The sequence below is a fragment of the Synechococcus sp. H60.3 genome, assembly GCF_047462295.1.
Classification (GTDB): Bacteria; Cyanobacteriota; Cyanobacteriia; order Thermostichales; family Thermostichaceae; genus Thermostichus.
Map to the genome: position 1 here is coordinate 1,855 of NZ_JANSIY010000010.1, position 20,278 is coordinate 22,132.

A 20,278-nucleotide genomic window follows, 5' to 3' on the forward strand; every position below is an offset into this window, starting at 1 on the left:
GCAGCCCACCTCGGCCTGGGATCCCTCCTGCCGCTACTTTTCTCGCTCACCCTATCTGCCCTGTGCCGTGAACCCCTGGGCCCCTGTCGCTGCCCTCATTACGTCGCGCCTCCAACCGCTGGGGAAAAAGAATAAGCTGGAGTCTGTACCCGTGCCGATGTTCCAGGAAAAGGGTGGGTGGAGCCGGGCAAAAGTATGGAAATTCGTCCTGCCACGCCTGAGGATGTGCCCGTTCTGTTTGATCTCATCTGCGCTTTGGCCGAGTACGAGCACCTGAGCCACCTGGTAACGGGATCCGCCGAGCTGCTGCAACAGCATCTGTTTGGCCCCGAAGCCTTTGCTTCGGCCTTGTTGGCAGAAGTGGGGGGGCAAGCGGTGGGGTTTGCCCTCTACTTTCGCAACTTTTCCACCTTCCTCACCCGACCGGGGATTTACCTGGAAGACTTGTTTGTGCTGCCGGAGTTTCGCGGCAGGGGCATTGGCAAGGCGCTCTTGGCGCGGGTGGCCCAGGAGGCAGTGGCCAAAGGATATGGGCGGCTGGAGTGGATGGTTTTGGACTGGAACCAGCCAGCAATTGAGTTCTACCGGCGCCTGGGTGCCAAGCCACATCCGGAGTGGATCCTGCACCGCGTGGTGGGTGCTGAGCTGGAAGCTTTGGCTCGGCTGGCCGAGGATCCCTACCCCTCTTGAGCAAGAGATCCCAGGGATCCCTGCGCGAAAGGGGGATCCAGACCTCTATACTTAGCGGCTGAGCCGAGGTTGAGCCGAGCATGAGCCCAACGCAAACCGTCACTCCCCAAGGGGCTGAGATCCTCTGCATTGGTACAGAGTTGCTCTTGGGAGAGATCACCAACACCAACGCCCAATACCTGGCAGCCGAGTTGGCCAAGCTGGGGATCCCGCACTACTACCAAACGGTGGTGGGGGACAACGAAGCCCGCATCCACCATGCTTTGGAGGTGGCCTGCAACCGCTCCAGCCTGCTTTTAATTACAGGAGGGCTGGGGCCAACCCCGGATGATCTGACCCACTCGGCACTGGCCTCTTTTTTCGGCGTGGAGATGGTGGAGCACCCGCAGGTTTGGGAGGAGATTCTGCGAAAGTACGGCCAGCGAGGTATGGAGCCCTCGCCCAGTAACCGCAAGCAGGCCTTTTTGCCTCAGGGGGCAACCGTCCTGCCCAACCCCCTGGGCAGCGCCTGTGGCCTCATCTGGCAGCCCCGGCCCGACCTGCACATTCTCACCTTCCCCGGCGTGCCGCGGGAGATGCAGCAGATGTGGCAGGAGACGGCTGTGCCCTATTTGCGCTCCCTGGGCTGGGGCAAGGAAGTGTTTTACAGCCGCGTGTTGCGCTACTGGGGCATTCCTGAATCGACCTTGGCCGAACGGGTGGGATCCCTGCTGGCGGGGGAAAATCCCACGGTCGCTCCCTACGCCAGCCAGGGGGAGGTGCGCCTGCGGGTTACCGGACGTGCCCCCACGCGTGAGGCGGCGGAAGCATTGATTGCCCCGGTGGTGGAGCAGATTTTACAGATTTCCGGGGAAGACTACTTCGGCAGCGACGAGGCCACCTTGGCCAGCGTGGTGGGGGAGTTGCTGCTGCAGCGGCGGCAAACCCTGGCGGTGGCGGAATCCTGCACCGGTGGCCTGCTGGGGCAGTTGGTAACCGGGATCCCGGGCAGCTCCCGCTATTTTGTTGGGGGGATCGTTGCCTACGACAACCGCATCAAGGAGCAGCTCTTGCGGGTGGATCCCGCGGCGCTGCAGCAGCAGGGGGCCGTGAGCGAGCCGGTGGCGGCCCAGATGGCGCTGGGGGCCAAGCAAGTCCTCGGCTCCGACTGGGCCTTGAGCATCACCGGCATTGCCGGGCCAGACGGGGGTACCCCCACCAAGCCGGTTGGCCTTGTGTATCTGGGCTTGGCCGACCCGGAGGGGAAAGTGGAAGTCCACGAGTACCGCTTCGGCAGCCTGCGGGGCCGCGAGGGGGTGCGCTGGTGGAGCGCCCAGACGGCGTTGGATTGCCTGCGGCGGCGCTTGCTCCGCTACCCCCTTTCGGGGGATCCACCTCAGCAAGGCCAGATCCTTGAGTAAGCTGGGGGAGCAGACAGACTTGGAGCAGGTTGATGAATCCTGCGGAGGCGGGCAAAGAGGCGCTGCGGCAGGGCCGCTTTCAAGAGGCCATCCAACTTCTTGAGGACTACTTGGCCCAGTTCCGTCAGGAGGGCAAAGCAGAGGGGAGCCCGGCAGGCTCCTCCGACAGCCAGGCCCTGGAGGCCCAGATGAACCTGGTGCGGGCCTACCATCTGGCGGGCGAGGCGGAGAAGGCGCGGGCGCTTTGTCTGGAACTGCTGCAGCACCCGGATCCCCAGGTGCAGGGCTGGGCCCAAAAAATCCTGCCCCGCCTGCCCCAGACGGTGGAAAAACCCGCTGCTTCCCCGCCCTCCCCAGAACCGGCTTCTGAGGCTCAGCCGCTCTCCAGCCGCCAACGGGCCGCTCAACTGGGCCTGAGGATCCCCCTGCCGGAGCGGGCCGGTTCTCTACGCTGGGCCAAGTGGGGATCCCTGGGGGTGGGCATCCTCTTCCTCTGGGGGTTGAGTTTTGTGCTGGTGGGCAGCCACCTGGATTTTGGGCGGCTGAGTTTTCCGCGGCAACTTTGGTTTTTGCAAGGGTTGCTGCCCTGGCTGCGCAATGGCCTGCGCTGGTTGGTAGCCGGAAGCCTGGCGGTCAACTTTGGCGTCGGCCTTTTGTTTTTTGCCCCTTGGCTGATGGATCACCTACACCGGCGGCTGCACAAGCTGCGCTGGGCCACCTTGGGGGAAATTGAGCGCCACAGTCCCGAGGCGGCCCGCCTGCTGCAGCGCCTCTGCACCCAAAAACAACTGAAACAACCCCGCCTGGGGGTGATCCCAGAAGGGGGGCCACTGGCCTTTGTTTACGGCACTTTTCCTGATGGCGGCCGCATCGTGGTCACCCAGGCCCTGTTGCAGCAGCTTGCCCCGGACGAGATTGCCGCTGTCTATGCCCAGGCTCTGGGGCGGATCGTCAACGGCGATATCCTGATCCTGACTCTGCTGGGATCCCCCCTTCAACTGGTTTACTTGGCTCTGGAGCAGGTGAGCCAACTGGGGAACAAACGGCGGGATCTCATCGGCCATGTGGCCCCCCTGCTCTACCTAATCTACACAGTGCTTTCCTACCCGCTGTTTTTCCTCTCTCGCCTGGGCACCTCCCACGCCGATCACTTCGCGGTGGAGGCCACGGGCAACCCCAACGGGCTGGTGGCCGCTCTGCTCAAGTCGGCTGCCGGCCTGCAGGAGGCCCACAAAAACGACCGCCGCCCATCTTCGCTGCTGCACTGCACCCGACTGTTCAGCTTCTTGGACTTCAAAACCACCGCCGCTGCCAGTGCCGCCGTCCGCCTGCGGGATCCCGCCCAAGCTGGCCAAGTCTTTCTCTGGGATCAGCTCAACCCCTGGGCCCGCTGGATGCAGGTCAACTCCAGCCATCCGTTGCCGGGGCACCGCTTCCAGGTTTTGGCGGAGTATGCGCAACGGCTGCGCCTGCTGCCGGAGTTGCGCCTGGGATCTGGATCCAAGTTGGATGGGGTCCGTCTGCAAAGCCGCTTCTGGCTGGATCTGGCCATCTACGCTGCCGAAGTGGTCGGGATCCTCGTCGGTTGGCTGGTGGGGCTGATCCTCTACCTGCTGCTGCAAGATCGCCTCGATCCCAAAGTCATTGCTGCGGTAGCGGTGGTGGGCTGTGGCCTAGGCCTGGGATCCAAGGCGGTGTTGATGTACCGCGGATCCCTGTCGCCCCAGACAACTGATGTACTCCACTTGCTGGCTGACCCCGAGGCGGATCCCTGCCGCAGTCAGCCAGTGGAGCTGGAAGGGGAGCTGCTGGGCTTGGGACAAGCCGGCTATCAACTGGGGGCAGAGCTAAAGCTACAGGATGCCACCGGGCTGATCCCGCTGCGCTTTACCTCTCCCCTGGGGCCGGTGGGCAATGTCTTTTCCGGCCTAAAGCAGCTTCGTGCCCTCATGGGCCGGCGGGTCAAGGTGGTGGGCTGGTTCCGCCGCGGCAACACCGCCTGGGTGGATCTGGCCTATGTCCAGGCGGGATCCAAGCAGCTCCACAGCCGCCCCCGCCTGTGGCTGGCTTTGTTGGGCTTGGGAGTTGTCCTGCTGGGGATTTGGGGGGTCTTTTACTTCCCCAACCTGCGCTTCTACCTGCGACGGTGGTAGGGCCGACCGCTAGCGACGAGAAGCCGTCAACTGTGCCTTGCGCAAGCGCACCGACTTCGGCGTGATCTCCACCAGCTCGTCCTCACCGATGTATTCCAACGCTCGCTCCAGGTTCATCTCCACCGGCGCCTGCAAATGCACCAGCTCTTCCCCGCTGGCAGCCCGGTGGTTGGTCAGTTGCTTGGTTTTGCAGACGTTCAACTCCAAGTCCTGTGGACGGTTGTGCTCGCCCACGATCATGCCCTTGTAGACGCGGGTACCTGGCGTAATGAAGAACACCCCCCGATCTTCTGCATTTTTCAGGGCATAGGTGGTGGCCACCCCCTCTTCAAAGGCAATCAGCACGCCGTTGCGGCGGGTCTCAATCCCCGGCGTCAGGGGACGGTACTCCAAAAAGCTGTGGCTCATGATCCCCTCGCCGCGGGTGATGCGGACGAACTCGCTGCGGAAGCCGATCAGCCCTCGGGCCGGGATGACGAATTCCAACTGAGCCCGTCCGTCCGCGCCTACTATCATGTTCTGCATCTCCCCCCGCCGCTGCCCCAGCCGTTCAATGCAGGCGCCCACCGTCGATTCCGTCACATCCAGCACCAAACACTCATAGGGCTCGTAGGGCTGGCCGTTAACCTCGCGGAAGATCACCTTCGGCTGACCCACCTGAAACTCGTAGCCCTCCCGCCGCATGGTCTCCAGCAAAATGCCTAGGTGCAGCTCGCCCCGCCCCGACACCAAAAAGCGATCGGGGGAATCTGTCTCTTCTACCCGCAGCGCTACGTTGGTTTCTAGCTCTCGCAGCAGGCGCTCCCGCAATTGCCGCGAAGTAACAAAGGTGCCCTCTTGGCCGGCAAAGGGAGAGTCGTTGACGCAGATCATCACCTGCAGCGTTGGCTCGTCCACCTTAATGAGCGGCAGGGCCTGCGGGTTTTCGGGAGAAGTGAGGGTGTGGCCGATGTTGGCCTCGGCAAACCCCGCCACGGCGACGATGTGGCCGGCAGTAGCCTCGGTGAGCTCGATGCGCTGCAGGCCCTGGAAGCCAAAGAGCTTGGTTACCTTGCCCTTGGCAATCGACCCATCTTCTTTGACCACCGCCAACTGATCCCCAAGGCGAATGGTGCCGTTGTGGATCTTGCCGATCACGATCCGGCCCAGGTATTCCGAGTACTCCAGCGTGGTGACCTGCAGTTGCAGCGGCTTGGCCGGATCCCCAATCGGCGGCGGGACATACTTGAGGATGGCTTCAAAGAGGGGCTTCATGTCCAGCGGGCCGCTGTACCTCCCTTCCAAAAAGGCTTTTAGGTCAGCTTCTTCCAGGGCAAAGCCCTGCAGACCCGAGGCAAATAGGTAAGGGAAATCACACTGGTCTTCGTCGGCTCCCAGCTCCAGAAAGAGATCCAGAACCTTGTCGACAACTTTGTAGGGCTCGGCGCGGGGACGGTCGATTTTGTTGACCACCACGAGCGGACGCAGGCCCTTTTCCAGCGCCTTGCGCAGCACAAAGCGGGTTTGCGGCATCGGGCCTTCGTTGGCGTCCACAACCAACAGACAGCCCTCCACCATGCCCAGCACCCGCTCTACCTCCCCGCCAAAGTCGGCGTGGCCGGGGGTATCGACGATGTTAATCAGGGTTTCGCCGTAGCGGACGGCTGTGTTTTTGGCCAGGATGGTGATGCCCCGCTCCCGCTCCAGCGTGTTGCAGTCCAGCACGCAGGCGGGAATGTCCTCTCCCTCCCGAAAGGTGCCCGCCTGGCGCAACAGGGCGTCCACAAGGGTGGTTTTGCCGTGGTCAACGTGGGCGATGATGGCGACGTTGCGGATGGGGAGTGACATAAAAAATCATCAACTCATAAAGTAGCGCCCTACAGGCGAGCTTGCCCTAGGGCTGCTTCTATAACTGTAGCGCAAAGAAGCGTTACATTAAGAGATAGGGAAGCAACAGAGCGAACTCCCCCACCAACGCCGACCGATCCTCCTCAGGGGATCCTGTCAACTGCGCCGGCAACCGGTCTAGGTCACCTACATATCCGCGCCGCGCAGGTAGAGCAGCAGGATAACCGCCGGCCCTGCCAGGACGATCAAGGCCAACAGCGCCAACTGCACGAACACTTCGTACTCTCCAAACATACCCCCAACTCCGAGAGCTTACGTTTTGGATCCTAAGGGCAGCCCTTCCCCTGAGATGAGAGAGCTGTTACAATTCTTTAATACCTGAAACTGCCCAGGGATCCCTAGCGTTCCTGCTGCGCCTGAAACGGCAGGGGATCGAGGTTAAACAGCTCCTGCAGGATTTGCATAGCCCTGCGCCGCGCCTCGATGTCCCGTTTGGCCCGCAGTTGCACCATGGGGTCGTGCAGGATCTTGTTGACGATGCCGCGGGTGAGGGCGTCGATTACCTCCAGGTGCTTTTCGGCAAAGTCTTTGCCCAGGCGGGAGAGGGCTTTCTCCATTTCCTGCTCCCGGATAGACTCCACCTTGTGGCGCAGGCTGGAAATGGTGGGCACCGTCTCTAGGGAACGCCACCACTCCATAAACTGCTCTACCTCTTCTTCTATCAACGCTTCGGCATCCAGGGCCAGCTTTTGCCGCTGGGCGCGGTTTTCTTCCACGATGCGGGAGAGGTGATCCACGTTGAACACCTGTACCCCTCTTAGCTTTTCCACCTCGGGATCAATGTTGCGGGGCACCGAGATATCCACCAACAGCAGCGGCTGATTCGGCTGCAGCACCCCCGCCAGTTGCTCGTAGGTGAGGATCGGCTGGGTGGCGCCGGTGCTGGTGAAGACCAGGTTGGACTCGGCCACACTGCTCAACAGCGCCTCCCAGGGCAACACCTGGATCGGCTGCTCAAACTGTTTGGCCAGAGCTTCCGCCCGCTCCAAGGAGCGGTTGACCACCGTAATATCCACCGCCCCTTTGGCCAGGAGGTGCTGCACCAACAGGCGGGCCATTCTCCCCGCCCCCACCACGGTCACCTTGCCCTGGGAAAGGGATCCCTGCTCCTGCAACGCCAACTCCACCGCTGCCGAGCTGATGGACATGGCGCCGGTGCCGATCCCCGTCTCGGTGCGGACGCGCTTGCCGGCGGTGATGGCCGCCTTGAAGAGGCGGTTGAGGATGCGATCCATGCCGTTGCAGGCTTGACCCAGTTGCTGCGCTTTTTTCACTTGCGACAGGATCTGCCCCTCTCCCAACACCAAGCTCTCCAGCCCGGCGGCCACCCGCATCAGGTGCGTCACTGCATCCTGGTAGAGCAGCGTAAACAGGTGCGGGCGCAGTTGGGGCAGCGGGATCCCTTTTGCCTCCGCCAAAAACTGCATCGTCTGCCGGACACCACTTTCCATTTCTGGGGTGACGATGTAAACCTCCAGCCGGTTACAGGTGCTGAGGATCGCCGCTTCCTCAATGTGGGGGTGGGCACGGAGCTGCTGGATCCTCTCTCCCACTTCGGCCTCGGAAATGCTGAGGCGCTCCCGGATCTCCACAGGAGCTGTGCGATGGCTAAGACCGACAACCGCGATAAACATGCCTCTCCGTCGTTTGTGCAGCAACAGTTATTAAAAGCAAAATCTCTGAACAAAAGCAAATCCTCCCTTTTCGGGAAGGCTAAGCTGAGACCGGTGTCAAGGCAGTTCCTTGCCTCGGTTCCAGCAAGCTTAGGTAACTTTTCTCAGCCTACCTAAACCCTAAGACCAGTATCGAACCGGTTTCGCAGGATTTTGCTGAAGAGTTATTACGTTTTCTCGGGTTGCAACTTGATAGATTTTTTAACGTTCGACCAACGAGAAGGGCGACCTTCGCCAAGGGAAAGTCGCCCTCATCTCCCAGGCAGGGGATCCTTTAGCGCAGTTGCAGGCTGCGGGGCTGTTGGCCGTCTTTCATGTGGATGGTATCCACGAAGCGCACTGTGCGGGACTGGCTGGAGATCACCAAGGTCTCGGTGCGGGCCCCACCGCCGAAGAAGCGCACCCCGCGCATCAGGTCGCCATCGGTAATCCCGGTGGCGGCAAAGAGTACTTCCTTGCCGCTGGCCAGCTCTTCGCATTCCCACACCTTGTCGGGATCCTCAATGCCCTGTTCTTTCAGTTGCCGTCGTGTCTCTTCCACCGGTGGCAGGTAGGTGCCCGCCTGCACCACCTCGGGGTCGTAGATTAGACGCCCCTGGAAGTGGGCGCCCAAGCAGCGCAGCGCCGCTGCTGAGATCACCCCTTCAGGAGCCGCCCCGATTCCCATGAGAGCATGAATGCCGGTGCCGTTGAAGCCTGCCGAGAGGGCCGCCGAGATGTCGCCGTCGGTAATCAGCTTCACCCGCGCCCCTGCCTCCCGGATTTGGCGGATGAGATCGACGTGGCGCTTGCGATCCATCACCACTACCGTTAGATCTGAGACCTCCCGATCCAGGCTTTCGGCGATGATCCGAAGATTCTTTTCCGGCGGATAGTCGAGATGTACCTTGCCCTTAGCCTGAGGAGGAGCCGCCAGCTTCTGCATGTAGATGTCCGGCGCGTGCAGCAGGCCGCCTTTCTCGGAGATGGCCAGCACCGCCATGGAGCCATTTTGGCCCTTGGCCACCAGGTTGGTCCCCTCGCAGGGATCCACGGCAATATCAATTTCCACCAGCTCTTCCACGCGGCAGAACTGCTCGGCGTCCGGACGGGTACAGATGCCCACCTCTTCCCCGATGTAGAGCATGGGGGCCTCATCGCGGGTTCCCTCCCCAATGACGATGCGGCCACGCATGGGGATCTGGTTCAGTTTCTCCCGCATGGCCTCGACGGCCACCTGATCGGCAGTCTTGTTGTCGCCTTTGCCCATCCAGCGGGCCGCGGCGATGGCAGCCTGCTCCACCACTTCGATGATCTCTAGCCCCAACTTGTTGTCCACGGCGTGCCCCCTTGGTACTGATGAAGGCCAACTTAAGGATATCTTCAGACTCTTCCCCTCAGTTTACCAGGCGGGCTTCTTCTCGGGATCCCCTTCCCTAAGCTTTCATAAGCTGAGAAAACAAATCGCCCAAAGTCAAGCAGAAAGAGCGATCCCCGTCTTGCTCGTTGGCTATTGTCGGCTGGGGATCAAGGGTGATAGCCTGTCTTAAAGCCAATAAGTTTTTCTTAAGGCGATTAAAAAAACGCAATGAAAAGATACGTTTTCGTCAACCGTTCTCAGCAGGTTCAGGTCATCCGAACAATTCCCGGCCACTGGGAGCGCACCCTCTTCCCCGGCCAGTATGCCATTTTCGAGGCAGAGCCGGACGACTACCTGGAGGTTTATAGCTGCTGCTGTTCTACCACCCTTTTGGAAGAGCGCCACCCCTGCCACTCGCTCTTGGATTCTTCGCTGCCGGAGGCCGAATCCCACTCCTGGCTGCCTCCCCACCTGGGCAGCTTGGCGGATGCGGTGAACGGCTAGATCAGCTTGGGGATCCCAGATCCTGAGGCCGATCCCCGATTCTGGGCAGCTTGGCAGAAGGAGCATCGGGGGGACGGGTCAGGCAACTGCCCCGTGCGGCGTCGCGGAAGGTGTCGATGCCTTCTATGCAATTTTGAAAGCCGCAATAGGGGCAATAGAGGCGATCCCCTGGCTGGGGCTCCACGTCCGCTTGGCTCCACCACCGCCGGCAGCGGTCACAACAGAAGTGGTAGAGGAACTCTAGCGCCACCCTCATGGCAAGCGACTCCCTGACCTGGCAGAGCCCAGCGACGAGAAAGAAAGGGGATCCCAGGGCTCCAGTCTGGCCGACTGGCAAGCCAAAGTCATTATGAGTATGGTATGTTAGGTTTGGTTTACATTTGTACTTTACCGTAAGGAGCGTCGACTGATGTCTCAGGAAGGATGTCTGCGGGTGGGGCAGCCCGCTCCCGATTTTTCGGCCACTGCCGTCTACGACATGGAATTCAAGACGGTCAGGCTCTCCGACTACAGGGGCAAGAAGTATGTGGTGCTGTTCTTCTACCCCCTGGACTTCACCTTCGTCTGCCCGACGGAGATCACAGCTTTCAGCGATCGCTACGACGAGTTTGCCAAGTTGGATACGGAGATCCTCGGCGTCTCGGTGGATAGCGAATACTCTCACCTGGCCTGGATTCAAACCGACCGCAAAGCCGGCGGGGTGGGCGAGCTGAGGTATCCGCTGGTCTCCGACCTCAAGAAAGAGATAAGCGCCGCCTACAATGTTTTGGATCCGGCGGCAGGTGTGGCTTTGCGCGGCCTGTTCATCATCGACAAAGAAGGGATCATCCAGCATGCCACCATCAACAACCTGGCCTTTGGCCGCAGCGTGGATGAAACCTTGCGCACCCTGCAGGCTATCCAGTACGTGCAAGCTCACCCCGATGAAGTTTGCCCGGCCAACTGGCAGCCCGGCCAGAGAACGATGAACCCCGACCCGGTGAAATCCAAGGAGTTCTTCGCGGCAATTGCCAAGTAGGCTTGCCCAGGGCCTGTCAGGGTGCAGGTACAGCTCCAGCTTTGCTGGAGCTTTTTTGGCCAAAGGCAGTCCGACAAAAGATCCGACTCTTCCCAACATGACCTTCCGCCTCCTCTCTTCCTCGGAGAGAGGGGCGGGGGGTGAGGGCTAACAGCGCTGAACCCTTTCAAACCGGTTGCCGGTGGAAAAGATCCCCTGAACTAGCCAGGGGATCCAACAAGGCAGAAAGACAAAGGTCGCCGGAATTAGTCCCAGGGCTTCCCGTTGGTGAATTTGTAGGTAACTGGCTCTTTGTTCTTGCCGATGTTGTGATCCACCTTGCCGATAGGCTGGCGGCCCTCATTGACCTTCTCGGGAAAGACACCATCTTTGGGATGCACCAGTTCTGGCTGTCCACCCGCCGGGATGCGGAAGATCTGGTAGTCCTTGATCTTGAACTCGGAGATCAACTGGGCGCCGAGAGCCAAGCACTGCTCTTTGCGGGCGAAGGTGAGATAGTTTTTGCCCTCCACCATCTCGGCAGCGCCGCCGGTGGGCATTTCAAACACTTGCCCCGGCTTGCCTGTCCAGGTGATCACGTATTTTTCCTCGGTTTCGGCTGCGCTCAACAGCCCTCCGGTGGATCCCCCGAATAGGGGCAACTTTGCCCCCTGACGGGGATCGCCTTCCATCACAGCCATAGCCTACCTTCTCGCTCGTTGTCGTTTGCGTTGTTAGGCCGCGCTTGGAGTTGCGGCGCGGAGCACTTTGAATCTACCATCGACCCGATTTTTGACCCCAGGCTAGGTCAGGAACTGTAATTTTTCGTAGCAGATCCAGCGCGGCCAGATCTCGGTCCATCCTGTGAGCCACCATAGAAGCAGTCCAGAGACCCCCCTATCTTCGGAACAGGAACGACGCCCATGGCCCAGTGGTCCCTCCATCCCAGTTCCCAGGCCAACGCCAGGGTGGTTCTCATTCCCACTGCCTTTGGCCCAGATACGCAGGCGCCAATGGCCATCCTCAACGCCGGTGCTGAGCTGTGTGCTTTTGAGCCGCGGTTGGGGATCAATGTGGACGAGATAGCAGTGGCGCAGTTGCCGGGGCTGGTGGATGAGCCGCCCTACGGCATGTGTGAGGCGGCGGTTATTCAGGCTTGGCGACGGCAACAGTGGCCGGTGCTGCTGCCCTCGGTGTTGGCTGCCAGTTGGGGGGCCATTCGTGCCCTTTGGAAGCACTACCTCGCCCTAAGTGTGGTGCATTGCAGTGCCCATGCCAACCTGATGCCGCCCGCGGAGATGACCCAGCCGGATCAAGATGTGGGCTACGGCAACGCCGCCTGGGTGGAGTTGCTCTACCAGCATAGGCTGCCGGTGGTGCATGTGGGGCTGCGCAGCGGCAGTGCCCGCGCCTACGCCTGGCTCAAAAAACACTCCAGCCCGATCTTCTGGGCCCAGGATGGCTGGGATCCGCAGCAGGTGGTGGAGGCTTTGCCGGAGCAGCCGGTGTTTTTGGTGGTGGACTGCAGTGTGCTGGATCCTTCTTTGGTACCGGCGGTGCACCACCCGGAACCGGGGGGGCTGAGTTGGTTTCAACTGTTGCAGACCTGTGAGGCTATCTTCGCCGCCCGCCCTGTGATCGGCCTTTCTCTGGGGGGAGTGGCGGTGGGATCCGCAACGCGGCCAACTGCCCGCGTGGTGGCCCGACTGCTGAATTGGCTGCTGGCCTGCTACGGCCTCTACTCCCTAAAGCTGCCCCCCCAACCCCAATCTGCCCGGACGGCTTGAAGAAGGTCAGCAGAACCTTGGGGTTCCGCCTCAAAGAACTGTGTAGAGGCAGTTTGACAACGTCTTTATGAGTTTGTGGACTGCGTAAGAATCCCCCAACTTGAGCTGGGGAAGTGTCAACTACTGGGGTATAGCCTCCCCCCATTTAGAGGAGGGATCCCAGGAAGGCTAGTCACAGCACTGCAGCCGGGATTGCGGCTGTCGCATGGCCGGATCCAGCTCGCAGATCAGCTCGAAGTTGATCACTCGCCAGCGCTGCGGTGGTCCACCGGCTCCTTCAGGCAGCTGGGAGCTGAAACTAACCGGCAGGCCGTAGAGGCGGGGTGGGCCGGGGCGCCGGTGGGATCCCTGCTCCAGATAGGGGGTAAGCAAGGGGCGGTAGCGCTCAGCCACAATCACCTGTGTGGCCCGCATCCCCTGCATGCGCAGACGATCCAGCTCTTCGTGAATCTCGAAGCGGATCCCATCGGCATGGGTGTGCTGGCGGTACCAGCGGCCTTCCCAGAGGCGCCAACGCCGTCCTGATTGCAGGTGAACCAGCTCTTCTTGCTCGGGATCTGCCTCAAAGGCGCCGTGGCGATGGCAGAGGTAGGTGTCGGTCAGGGTAAGGGCCGCAATCGTCTGCCGACAGTGGGGGCATTGAATGCTGGGGCCAAAGATGGGATAGGAAAAAGCAACAGTCATAGGAAACCCCACAGAATGCGGCTGGGTGTCTGGGCAAATCCGCGGCTGTCCACATTATAGATGTGGCCTTTTGCAGATCTGGCTTACAGAGATCCCTCTGGCCAAATCCGACAAGATATTCTAAGATGACAGTTGAGGAAAAAGCCTGCCCAAAGCCCCCCGCAACGGCAGGTAGATTCCCAAGAATCTCCGCAATGACAACGGGGAGTGGGTAGCACCCACTTCTTTGCTTTTTTAGGGGAAAGATGCCCCCGCTGCCGACTCCAGCTTCGATGGGCTGGGATCTGGCCGTTACACCGAGTTGGCGATGAGTTGGCTATGGTTCACCCTCTTATCCCGCAGTTGGAGAGCTTGGCCCGTCCTTTGGCCGCTCGACTGGGGTACGAATTGGTACAGATGGTTTTTCACACCAACCAGTATCCGCCAGTGCTGCGGGTGGACATCCGTCCGCTGGATCCGGAGCAGGAAACCAGCCATGCCGATTGCGAAGCCATGAGCCAGGCCTTGGAAGTGGAGCTGGATCGGGTGGATCTGATCCCCGGCCATTATGTGCTGGAGGTCTCCAGCCCCGGCATCAGCAACCTCCTCATTAGCGACCGCGACTTTGTGGTTTTCAAAGGGTTTGCGGTGGAAGTGACGGTGGATCCCCCCTACAAGGGCAAAGCTGTCTGGTCAGGGCATCTGCTGGGTCGGGATGAGGAGAACGTTGCCCTATCCCTCAAGGGGCGGCGCGTGCAGTTGCCCCGCGCTTCGGTGCAGCGGGTTGTCCTCTCAGAGGCGGAAACCGAGTAGAGGAATGGGGATAGAGAGGACGTTCGGCCGCGAAGTGGGTTGCCTTGTCTTCGCGTCGGAGCTACCTGCTGTGCGACGATGCATTTCCCGTCAGGATTGCGGAGCAACCGTGATAGCAGTTTCATCCCAGCTTAAGTTGCATTAGGAGGACAACAGCTTATGTCGATGGTGCCTCTGCCCGGTTTGGCAGAAATGGTGGAGATGATTTCGCGGGAGCGCAACTTGCCCCGCCATGTGGTCACTAATGCCTTGCGGGAGGCGCTGCTCAAGGGCTACGAACGCTACCGCAAAACCATTCAGCGAGATGTTGTCTTTGAAGAAGACCACTTCCGCAACTTCGATGTGGAGTTGGATGTGGAGGCAGGGGGCTTTCGCATTTTGGCCACTAAAACCATTGTCGAGGAGGTACGGGATCCAGATCACGAAATCTCTCTGTACGACGTGCAGCAGGACTACCCGGAAGCCGAAGTCGGCTGGGAAGTCACCAATGACGTCACTCCCCAACAGGCGGAATTTGGCCGCATGGCGGCCATCCAAACCAAGCAGGTGCTGGCCCAGAAGTTGCGTGACCAGCAGCGCCGCCTGATTCAAGAAGAGTTCCGCGACCTGGAAAACACCGTGTTGCAGGCACGGGTGCTGCGCACGGAACGACAGACGGTGATCATGGCGGTATCCAGCGGTTTTGGGCGGCCCGAGGTGGAAGCCGAGCTACCCAAGAAGGAGCAGTTGGCCAGTGACCGCTACGTCCCTAACGCCGTGATGAAGGTCTATCTCAAAAAGGTCTATGAGGGATCCCGGCGGGGGCCGCAGCTTTTGGTTTCCCGGGCTGATGCCGGCTTGGTGGTGAACCTGTTTGCCAACGAGGTACCGGAGATCGAAGAGGATATTGTGCGCATCGTGGCAGTGGCGAGGGAGGCCAACCCACCTTCCCGCAACGTGGGGCCGCGCACCAAGATTGCCGTCGATACGGTGGAGCGAGACGTGGATCCGGTAGGGGCCTGTATCGGGGCGAGGGGATCCCGCATTCAGGCGGTGGTGGCGGAGCTGCGCAACGAGAAAATTGACGTTATCCGTTGGTCACCGGATCCCGCCACCTACATTGCCAACGCCCTCAGCCCAGCTAAGGTGGTGGAGGTGCGGCTGGTGGATCCGGAGATCCAACAGGCCCACGTGCTGGTGACCAGCGACCAGCTCAGCCTGGCCATCGGGAAAGAGGGGCAAAATGTGCGCCTGGCCGCCCGTCTCACTGGCTGGAAAATCGACATCAAGGAAGTGGAGAGCTACCGGGCAGCGCTGGAGGAGGCGCAAGCGCAGGGGCTGCCCTATCCCTTCATCACGCCAGCGGCTTTGGAGCGCTTCAGGAGGCGGGAAGAGCGAGCCGCTTTGGGGCTGGACGAGGAGTACCCAGAGAAGCTCCGCCTAGAGGAGGAGCTGGCAGAGGACGATAGGCTGGAGGAAGACTGGGTCGAGGAAGACGAGGACTTCGACTACGACGCCGAGTTCGACATCGCCCAGCCCAAGGCCTAGAGCCGAGGGGCCTCGGCAGTCGGTAAACTGAGGTAAAGACCCTTCCCGCCTGCCCTTGAACTCCTCCCAGCCGATCATCCTTGGTATATCGGGCGCCTCCGGGATGCTCTATGCCGTGCGTGCCTTGCACGTTCTGCTCAGCCTGGATTACCGCGTCGAGGTGGTGGCCTCCAAAGCAGCCTATCAGGTGTGGCAAGGGGAGCAAGGGGTGCCGTTGCCAGCGGATCCCCAGCGGCAGGCCCAATTTTGGCGGCAGCAGGCCGAAAGTGAGGGCGGATCCCTGGTCTGCCACCGCTGGCAAGATGTGGGGGCAACCATCGCCAGCGGCTCCTACCGTACGCAGGGGATGTTGGTGATCCCATGCAGCATGGGCACAGTAGCCAAGTTGGCAGCGGGGCTAAGCTCTGACCTGCTGGAGCGGGCGGCTGACGTGCAGCTCAAAGAAGGCCGCCGCCTGGTCATCGTGCCGCGGGAAACCCCCTTTAGTCTCATTCACCTGCGCAACCTGACCACCCTGGCGGAGGCGGGAGCGCGCATCGTGCCGGCCATTCCAGCCTGGTACCACCAGCCGCGTACGCTCTTGGACTTGGTGGACTTTGTGGTGGTGAAGGCCCTGGATCAGTTTGGCATCGACAGCGACCTCATCCAGCGCTGGCAGGGGATGCGTCAGCGTCAGATCCTCAAGCTGCCCCCAGAGGACTAAAGGGATCCCTTGGCCCTAACCCCTTTCCCACCGGGAGAGGGAGGTTCCCACCTGGCGCGATCATAAGGTTTCACTGATAGCAGGGAGGACACTGCTGAACCTTGGCAGGGCAACTGGCTGGACTAGTCAGCCGCGGGATCCCTGCGAAGGTGGGTGGACAAGTCGGGGCAAGTCTCCAGGCTCGCTGCCCACTCGCTGATGAGGGTGTTGACCCAGTGGGGCAGCTCGTCGTGAGCACAGTGGCCTACCCCTGGCAGCTTCACCAACGTAAGAGCCGGCTGCCAGCGCTTGAATTGGTCTGCCAAAAAGCTGGGCACCGCCGGATCTTCTTGGCCCCAGAGGAGCAAAATCGGCATTTTGAGGGTGGGCAACAGGCGCTTGGGGCTGTCGAAGCGACGGCAGAGGATGGCTCTCAGGCTATCCAAAAACACGTGGGCTGCCCCCGGCTCAAAGGCAGGCCTCTGGAAGATCTGCACCAGCTCGTCGTCCACCTGCTCGTCTCGCTTGTAGACGTTTTTGATCCAAGCCCGCAGCACCTCGGTTTGTCGCAGCCAGTTAAACAAATGGGGATAGGTGAGCGGGCAACCCAAAACAGCCAGGATCCCTTCGCAGAGGGCTTGAACCAGGGCATCCCAGGGAGAGGGCAATTCTTCCGGGTGGGGCCCATCGGCACAACTGATTAAGCACAGGCCCTTCACCATCTGAGGATAACGGGCAGCCGCGATCACCCCCACCAACCCGCCGATGGAGTGGCCCACCAGGATGCTGGGCTGTTGGATGTGGGCATACCAAAACTCGTACACCTGCTCCACCCACAGATCGACGCTGTAGGCGATCTCCGGCTTGGCGCTTTTCCCAAATCCCAGCAAGTCAAGGGCATAGACGGGGCGCTGGGATCCCAAGGGAACAATGTTATGGCGCCAATGGCCCACCGAGGCTCCCAAGCCATGGATCAAGATGGCCGGAGCCGTCGTCAAGTTCACCTGGCCCTTGGAGGTTTGGGCGCGACTGGGGGTGTAGGTGAAATGGATAGACCAGCCACGCCAGAGCCAGGTTTGGGAATGGCCATAGCGAGGGAGCACGGCAAGGGGATCCCTGTTGCCAACCGAAGAGGGGGGCGGCGCGAGGGGAGGGGAGCTTGCCCCGCCGACAGCAGCAGAGGGAGAAGAGTTGGGTTCAGGCAAGGGAGGAGCGTGTGACAACAACAGGCCCATCTCCACCAGCATAGACCGAACTTAGGGGCTGCTTCGGGGCGTCTAGAGTGGAACTAAAGGGGCGTCTCTCTCAGGTAACCCTTTTGAGCACAGCTTTTCTGGACGTTCTGCACGACTTTCCCCGAACAAGACTGCTCGCGTCAGCAGGACGTAGAAACCACCCTAGCCGAACCATGGCTCCACCTGCGGATCCACGATGGCTGAGATGATGGATGAGACAGCTTGGATAGACCCCATTACGGCGGCCAGCTTTCGCCAGATTGACCAAGAGATCGGCCCCCACCCGTGGCAAGGGATCCCCTACGAGATCGTGCGCCGCGCCATCCACGCCACTGCCGATTTTGAGCTGCGGGATCGCTTTGTGTTTAGCCCCACGGCGGTCGAGGTGGGGCTGGCGGCCCTGCGGCAGCAAAGGCCCGTGGTGGTGGATGTGAGGATGGTGGCTGCCGGGATCCAAGCTGGCCTTGAGGCGCAGGGGATCCCGCTCTATTGCGCTTTGGACTGGGTGGAAGACCCCCCCGCGGCAGGGCAAACCCGCACTGCCCAGGGGATGATCCAGGTGGCCCGCCGCTACCCGGAAGCCATCTTTGTTGTCGGCAATGCGCCCACGGCGCTGCTGGCGCTGGTGGAAGAGATTCGGGCAGAGCGGATCCGGCCCAGCCTGGTGATCGGGGTGCCGGTGGGCTTTGTGGCCGTGGAGGAGGCCAAACAGGCGTTGGCACAAACGGATGTCCCCCAGATTCGGGTGGAGGGCCGCAAAGGCGGATCCCCGGTGGCCGTTGCCATCGTCAATGCTCTGCTGCTGGCCGCCCGCCGGGATCCCATTCCCAACTGACTAGAATTGGAACGACATCTTCAGGCCTTTCCCATGACCCCTGAACAAGAGGAGTGGCTGATCCGCAACCTTCAGCTCCAACAAGAAGAGCTTCAAGAGCTGCGGGCTGAGCAGCAGCGAGCCGCCCAGCGCTTTGAGGCCCAGATGACGGAAATGCGACAGGCCTTTGCAGCTCAGATCGCCGAGATCCGAACTGAGCAGCAGCGGGCCGCCGAGCGCTTTGAGGCCCAGATGACGGAAATGCGACAGGCCTTTGCAGCCCAGATCGCCGAGATCCGAGCCGAGCAGCAGCGGGCCGCCGAGCGCTTTGAGGCCCAGATGACGGAAATGCGACAGGCCTTTGCAGCTCAGATCGCCGAGATCCGAGCCGAGCAGCAGCGGGCCGCTGAGCGTTTCTCCGCCGAGATCGCCGAACTCCGGGCCGAGCGGCAACAAGCTGCCGAGCGCTTTGAGGCCCAGATGGCTGCAATGCGAGCCGAGCGGCAGGCCATCGAGGCCCAGCTCCAGACCGAAATCCAGGAGATCCGGGCGTTAATTCAGCACAACCAGGAGCGGATTCGCCAGAACGAAGAGCGGGGAGATGAGCTGGAGAGGGCCATCCAGGAGTCTCGCCGCGATATGCAGGCCGGGTTTGCCGAGCTGAGGGAAGCGCAAGCCATGATGATGGAGCAATTTCGGGAGCGGGATGGCCGCCTGATCGAGGCTCATCTGGGCTTTATTCGGGAAATGCGGGAGATGCAGCGGGAAGTAGCGGAGCTGCGCCTGGATTTTCTCAACCACATGCGCCAGTACCACCCGCCTGTCGAACGCTAGATGGCGAGCCGGTTGCCTCAGCTTGCGGTCGTAGGGGTAGCTGGAGATGGCTCGGTGGCCTCTTGGGCGATTCCCCCCCTCTCCCAAGCGCAAACCCTGGCCGGGCCCCCCAGCCTGCTGCAGCACTTTGCCGACCATCCGGCTCGCCAGATCCGGCTTACTGGATCGGTGGAAAGTTGGATCCCGCTTTTGCAAAAGGAGCTGGCACAGGGATCCCTGGTTTTATTGGCCAGCGGGGATCCCCTGTTTTTTGGGATTGGGCGCCTGCTGACCCAGTATTTCCCGGCGGAGCAACTGGCTTTTTACCCCCAAGTCAGCTCGGTGCAGTTGGCCCTCAACCGCCTGCAGATCCCCTGGCAGGAGGCCACCATTCTCAGTCTGCACGGGCGGGGAATGGAGCCGTTGGAACCCGTTCTCAAACAGGGATCCCCTGTGATTGTGGTGCTTACCGACCCAGAGCACACGCCAGCCAGCTTGGCCCAGTTCATTGCCGACCTGCAGCTGCCGGTGCGCTACCAGGGCTGGGTATGCAGCCGCCTGGGATCCCCCCACGAGCAGATCCTGCCTCTGCAGGAAGGTGAGAACTCCGCTTTCCCCAGCCCCAATCTGGTGGTGTTGCGCCGCGTTGACCCGGAACCCGATCCCCGCCGCTGGCCCCTAGTCGGGATCCCCGACGATCAGTTCCACACCTTTCCCGACCAGCCCGGCCTGATCACCAAGCAACCCATCCGCCTGCTCACCCTGGGGGCCTTGCAATTGCCGCGGCAGGGAGTGGTGTGGGATGTCGGGGCCGGCACCGGCTCCGTGGCCGTAGAGATCGCCCGCCTCTCCCCCCAGCTCCAGGTCTATGCCGTTGAGCGCAACGCCATGGGTATTTGTCTCATCCGGCGCAACCGCCAACGCTTCGGCCTGGAGAACCTGCACGTGATCCCCGGGGCAGCGCCCCAGGTGCTGGCCGACTTGCCGGATCCCGATCGGGTGTTGCTGGGGGGAGGCGGCAAAGGGATCCGCGATCTGCTGCCGGTGGTGGCGGCCCGCCTGCGGCCTGAGGGGATCTTGGTGGCCAACTTTGCCACTCTGGAAACCTGCAGCGAAACCCTGCAATGGCTGCGCTCGCAGGGCTGGCAGGTGCGGCTAGAACACATCCAGATCTCCCGCTCCACAGCCCTGGCAGAAGGCACCCGCTTTGCCCCCCTTAACCCCGTTTACCTGCTGCAGGGGATCCCTTCAACTTTGCAATCTCGCTGAACTCCCTCCTTTGGGGTGGGGGGGTGAGAGAA

Annotated in this window: 20 protein-coding genes; 12 read left to right on the forward strand and 8 right to left on the reverse strand. The window is 61.3% G+C overall.

Translation table 11 applies throughout. From position 1 onward, the window contains the following. Window positions 1–195: 195 nt before the first annotated feature. The 3 genes from NW841_RS02260 to NW841_RS02270 all read left to right on the forward strand — a co-directional run bounded on the left by NW841_RS02260 (window position 196) and on the right by NW841_RS02270 (window position 4,243). Entirely contained in the window at window positions 196–690 is a 495-nt protein-coding gene (locus NW841_RS02260) for an N-acetyltransferase family protein (protein WP_414338073.1), read from the forward strand. 80 nt (window positions 691–770) lie between these two features. Next, the gene (locus NW841_RS02265; RefSeq protein ID WP_414385173.1) at window positions 771–2,090 is read left to right on the forward strand and encodes a competence/damage-inducible protein A; all 1,320 of its coding nucleotides are present in this window, start codon (window positions 771–773) and stop codon (window positions 2,088–2,090) included. 32 nt (window positions 2,091–2,122) lie between these two features. Further along, window positions 2,123–4,243, forward strand: coding sequence for a M48 family metalloprotease (locus NW841_RS02270; RefSeq protein WP_414385174.1), 2,121 nt, complete (start codon window positions 2,123–2,125; stop codon window positions 4,241–4,243). A 9-nt stretch (window positions 4,244–4,252) separates the two neighbouring features. Here the strand turns inward: NW841_RS02270 and typA are convergent, their stop codons facing one another. From typA to glpX, 4 genes are all read right to left on the reverse strand, one after another. Next, window positions 4,253–6,070 (reverse strand): translational GTPase TypA, encoded by a 1,818-nt coding sequence (gene typA, locus NW841_RS02275; RefSeq protein WP_414385175.1) that lies wholly within the window; start codon window positions 6,068–6,070, stop codon window positions 4,253–4,255. Window positions 6,071–6,256: 186 nt separating this feature from the next. Next, complete coding sequence (gene psb30 / locus NW841_RS02280) at window positions 6,257–6,364, reverse strand: photosystem II reaction center protein Ycf12/Psb30 (protein ID WP_414363921.1); 108 nt, start codon at window positions 6,362–6,364, stop codon at window positions 6,257–6,259. Window positions 6,365–6,468: 104 nt separating this feature from the next. After that, window positions 6,469–7,764 carry a glutamyl-tRNA reductase gene (locus NW841_RS02285; protein ID WP_414372242.1) on the reverse strand — a complete coding sequence of 432 codons (1,296 nt, stop codon included), beginning with the start codon at window positions 7,762–7,764 and terminating at the stop codon, window positions 6,469–6,471. Between the two features lie 313 nt (window positions 7,765–8,077). Then, window positions 8,078–9,121 (reverse strand): class II fructose-bisphosphatase, encoded by a 1,044-nt coding sequence (glpX, locus tag NW841_RS02290; protein WP_414376826.1) that lies wholly within the window; start codon window positions 9,119–9,121, stop codon window positions 8,078–8,080. Between the two features lie 249 nt (window positions 9,122–9,370). On the opposite strand from glpX, the gene NW841_RS02295 reads away from it, so the two are divergent. Next, complete coding sequence (locus NW841_RS02295; RefSeq protein WP_414363923.1) at window positions 9,371–9,646, forward strand: DUF1830 domain-containing protein; 276 nt, start codon at window positions 9,371–9,373, stop codon at window positions 9,644–9,646. 1 nt (window position 9,647) lies between these two features. Here NW841_RS02295 and NW841_RS02300 read toward each other — a convergent pair whose 3' ends face one another. Continuing rightward, complete coding sequence (locus NW841_RS02300; protein ID WP_414376824.1) at window positions 9,648–9,902, reverse strand: hypothetical protein; 255 nt, start codon at window positions 9,900–9,902, stop codon at window positions 9,648–9,650. Window positions 9,903–10,055: 153 nt separating this feature from the next. Between NW841_RS02300 and NW841_RS02305 the strand changes: the two genes are divergently transcribed. Then, the gene (locus NW841_RS02305) at window positions 10,056–10,664 is read left to right on the forward strand and encodes a peroxiredoxin (protein WP_414363926.1); all 609 of its coding nucleotides are present in this window, start codon (window positions 10,056–10,058) and stop codon (window positions 10,662–10,664) included. 245 nt (window positions 10,665–10,909) lie between these two features. Here the strand turns inward: NW841_RS02305 and NW841_RS02310 are convergent, their stop codons facing one another. Then, the gene (locus NW841_RS02310; protein WP_414363927.1) at window positions 10,910–11,344 is read right to left on the reverse strand and encodes a photosystem I reaction center subunit II PsaD; all 435 of its coding nucleotides are present in this window, start codon (window positions 11,342–11,344) and stop codon (window positions 10,910–10,912) included. 222 nt (window positions 11,345–11,566) lie between these two features. Here NW841_RS02310 and NW841_RS02315 point away from each other — a divergent pair, with 222 nt between their 5' ends. Beyond that, on the forward strand, window positions 11,567–12,430 hold the full coding sequence (locus NW841_RS02315) for an arginase family protein (protein WP_414385177.1): 864 nt from the start codon (window positions 11,567–11,569) through the stop codon (window positions 12,428–12,430). 168 nt (window positions 12,431–12,598) lie between these two features. Here NW841_RS02315 and NW841_RS02320 read toward each other — a convergent pair whose 3' ends face one another. Beyond that, window positions 12,599–13,114 carry a TIGR02652 family protein gene (locus tag NW841_RS02320; protein WP_414372246.1) on the reverse strand — a complete coding sequence of 172 codons (516 nt, stop codon included), beginning with the start codon at window positions 13,112–13,114 and terminating at the stop codon, window positions 12,599–12,601. Between the two features lie 318 nt (window positions 13,115–13,432). Between NW841_RS02320 and rimP the strand changes: the two genes are divergently transcribed. The 3 genes from rimP (at window position 13,433) to NW841_RS02335 (ending at window position 16,136) form a co-directional block, all read left to right on the forward strand. Next, window positions 13,433–13,906: a ribosome maturation factor RimP gene (gene rimP / locus NW841_RS02325; RefSeq protein WP_414363930.1), complete on the forward strand. Its 474-nt coding sequence runs from the start codon at window positions 13,433–13,435 to the stop codon at window positions 13,904–13,906. Window positions 13,907–14,065: 159 nt separating this feature from the next. After that, the gene (gene nusA, locus NW841_RS02330; RefSeq protein ID WP_414363931.1) at window positions 14,066–15,433 is read left to right on the forward strand and encodes a transcription termination factor NusA; all 1,368 of its coding nucleotides are present in this window, start codon (window positions 14,066–14,068) and stop codon (window positions 15,431–15,433) included. Window positions 15,434–15,488: 55 nt separating this feature from the next. After that, window positions 15,489–16,136 carry a flavin prenyltransferase UbiX gene (locus NW841_RS02335; protein WP_414363932.1) on the forward strand — a complete coding sequence of 216 codons (648 nt, stop codon included), beginning with the start codon at window positions 15,489–15,491 and terminating at the stop codon, window positions 16,134–16,136. A 122-nt stretch (window positions 16,137–16,258) separates the two neighbouring features. On the opposite strand, the gene NW841_RS02340 is transcribed toward NW841_RS02335, so the two are convergent. Further along, the gene (locus NW841_RS02340; RefSeq protein WP_414372248.1) at window positions 16,259–17,362 is read right to left on the reverse strand and encodes an alpha/beta fold hydrolase; all 1,104 of its coding nucleotides are present in this window, start codon (window positions 17,360–17,362) and stop codon (window positions 16,259–16,261) included. Between the two features lie 193 nt (window positions 17,363–17,555). Here NW841_RS02340 and NW841_RS02345 point away from each other — a divergent pair, with 193 nt between their 5' ends. The 3 genes from NW841_RS02345 to cbiE are packed head-to-tail and all read left to right on the forward strand — an operon-like array spanning window position 17,556 to window position 20,246. Further along, window positions 17,556–18,185, forward strand: a complete 630-nt coding sequence (locus NW841_RS02345) for a cobalt-precorrin-8X methylmutase (protein WP_414385190.1) — start codon at window positions 17,556–17,558, stop codon at window positions 18,183–18,185. Between the two features lie 33 nt (window positions 18,186–18,218). Next, window positions 18,219–18,998, forward strand: a complete 780-nt coding sequence (locus NW841_RS02350; protein ID WP_414385178.1) for a hypothetical protein — start codon at window positions 18,219–18,221, stop codon at window positions 18,996–18,998. Then, on the forward strand, window positions 18,999–20,246 hold the full coding sequence (gene cbiE, locus NW841_RS02355) for a precorrin-6y C5,15-methyltransferase (decarboxylating) subunit CbiE (protein WP_414385179.1): 1,248 nt from the start codon (window positions 18,999–19,001) through the stop codon (window positions 20,244–20,246). The last annotated feature ends 32 nt before the right edge of the window (window positions 20,247–20,278 follow it).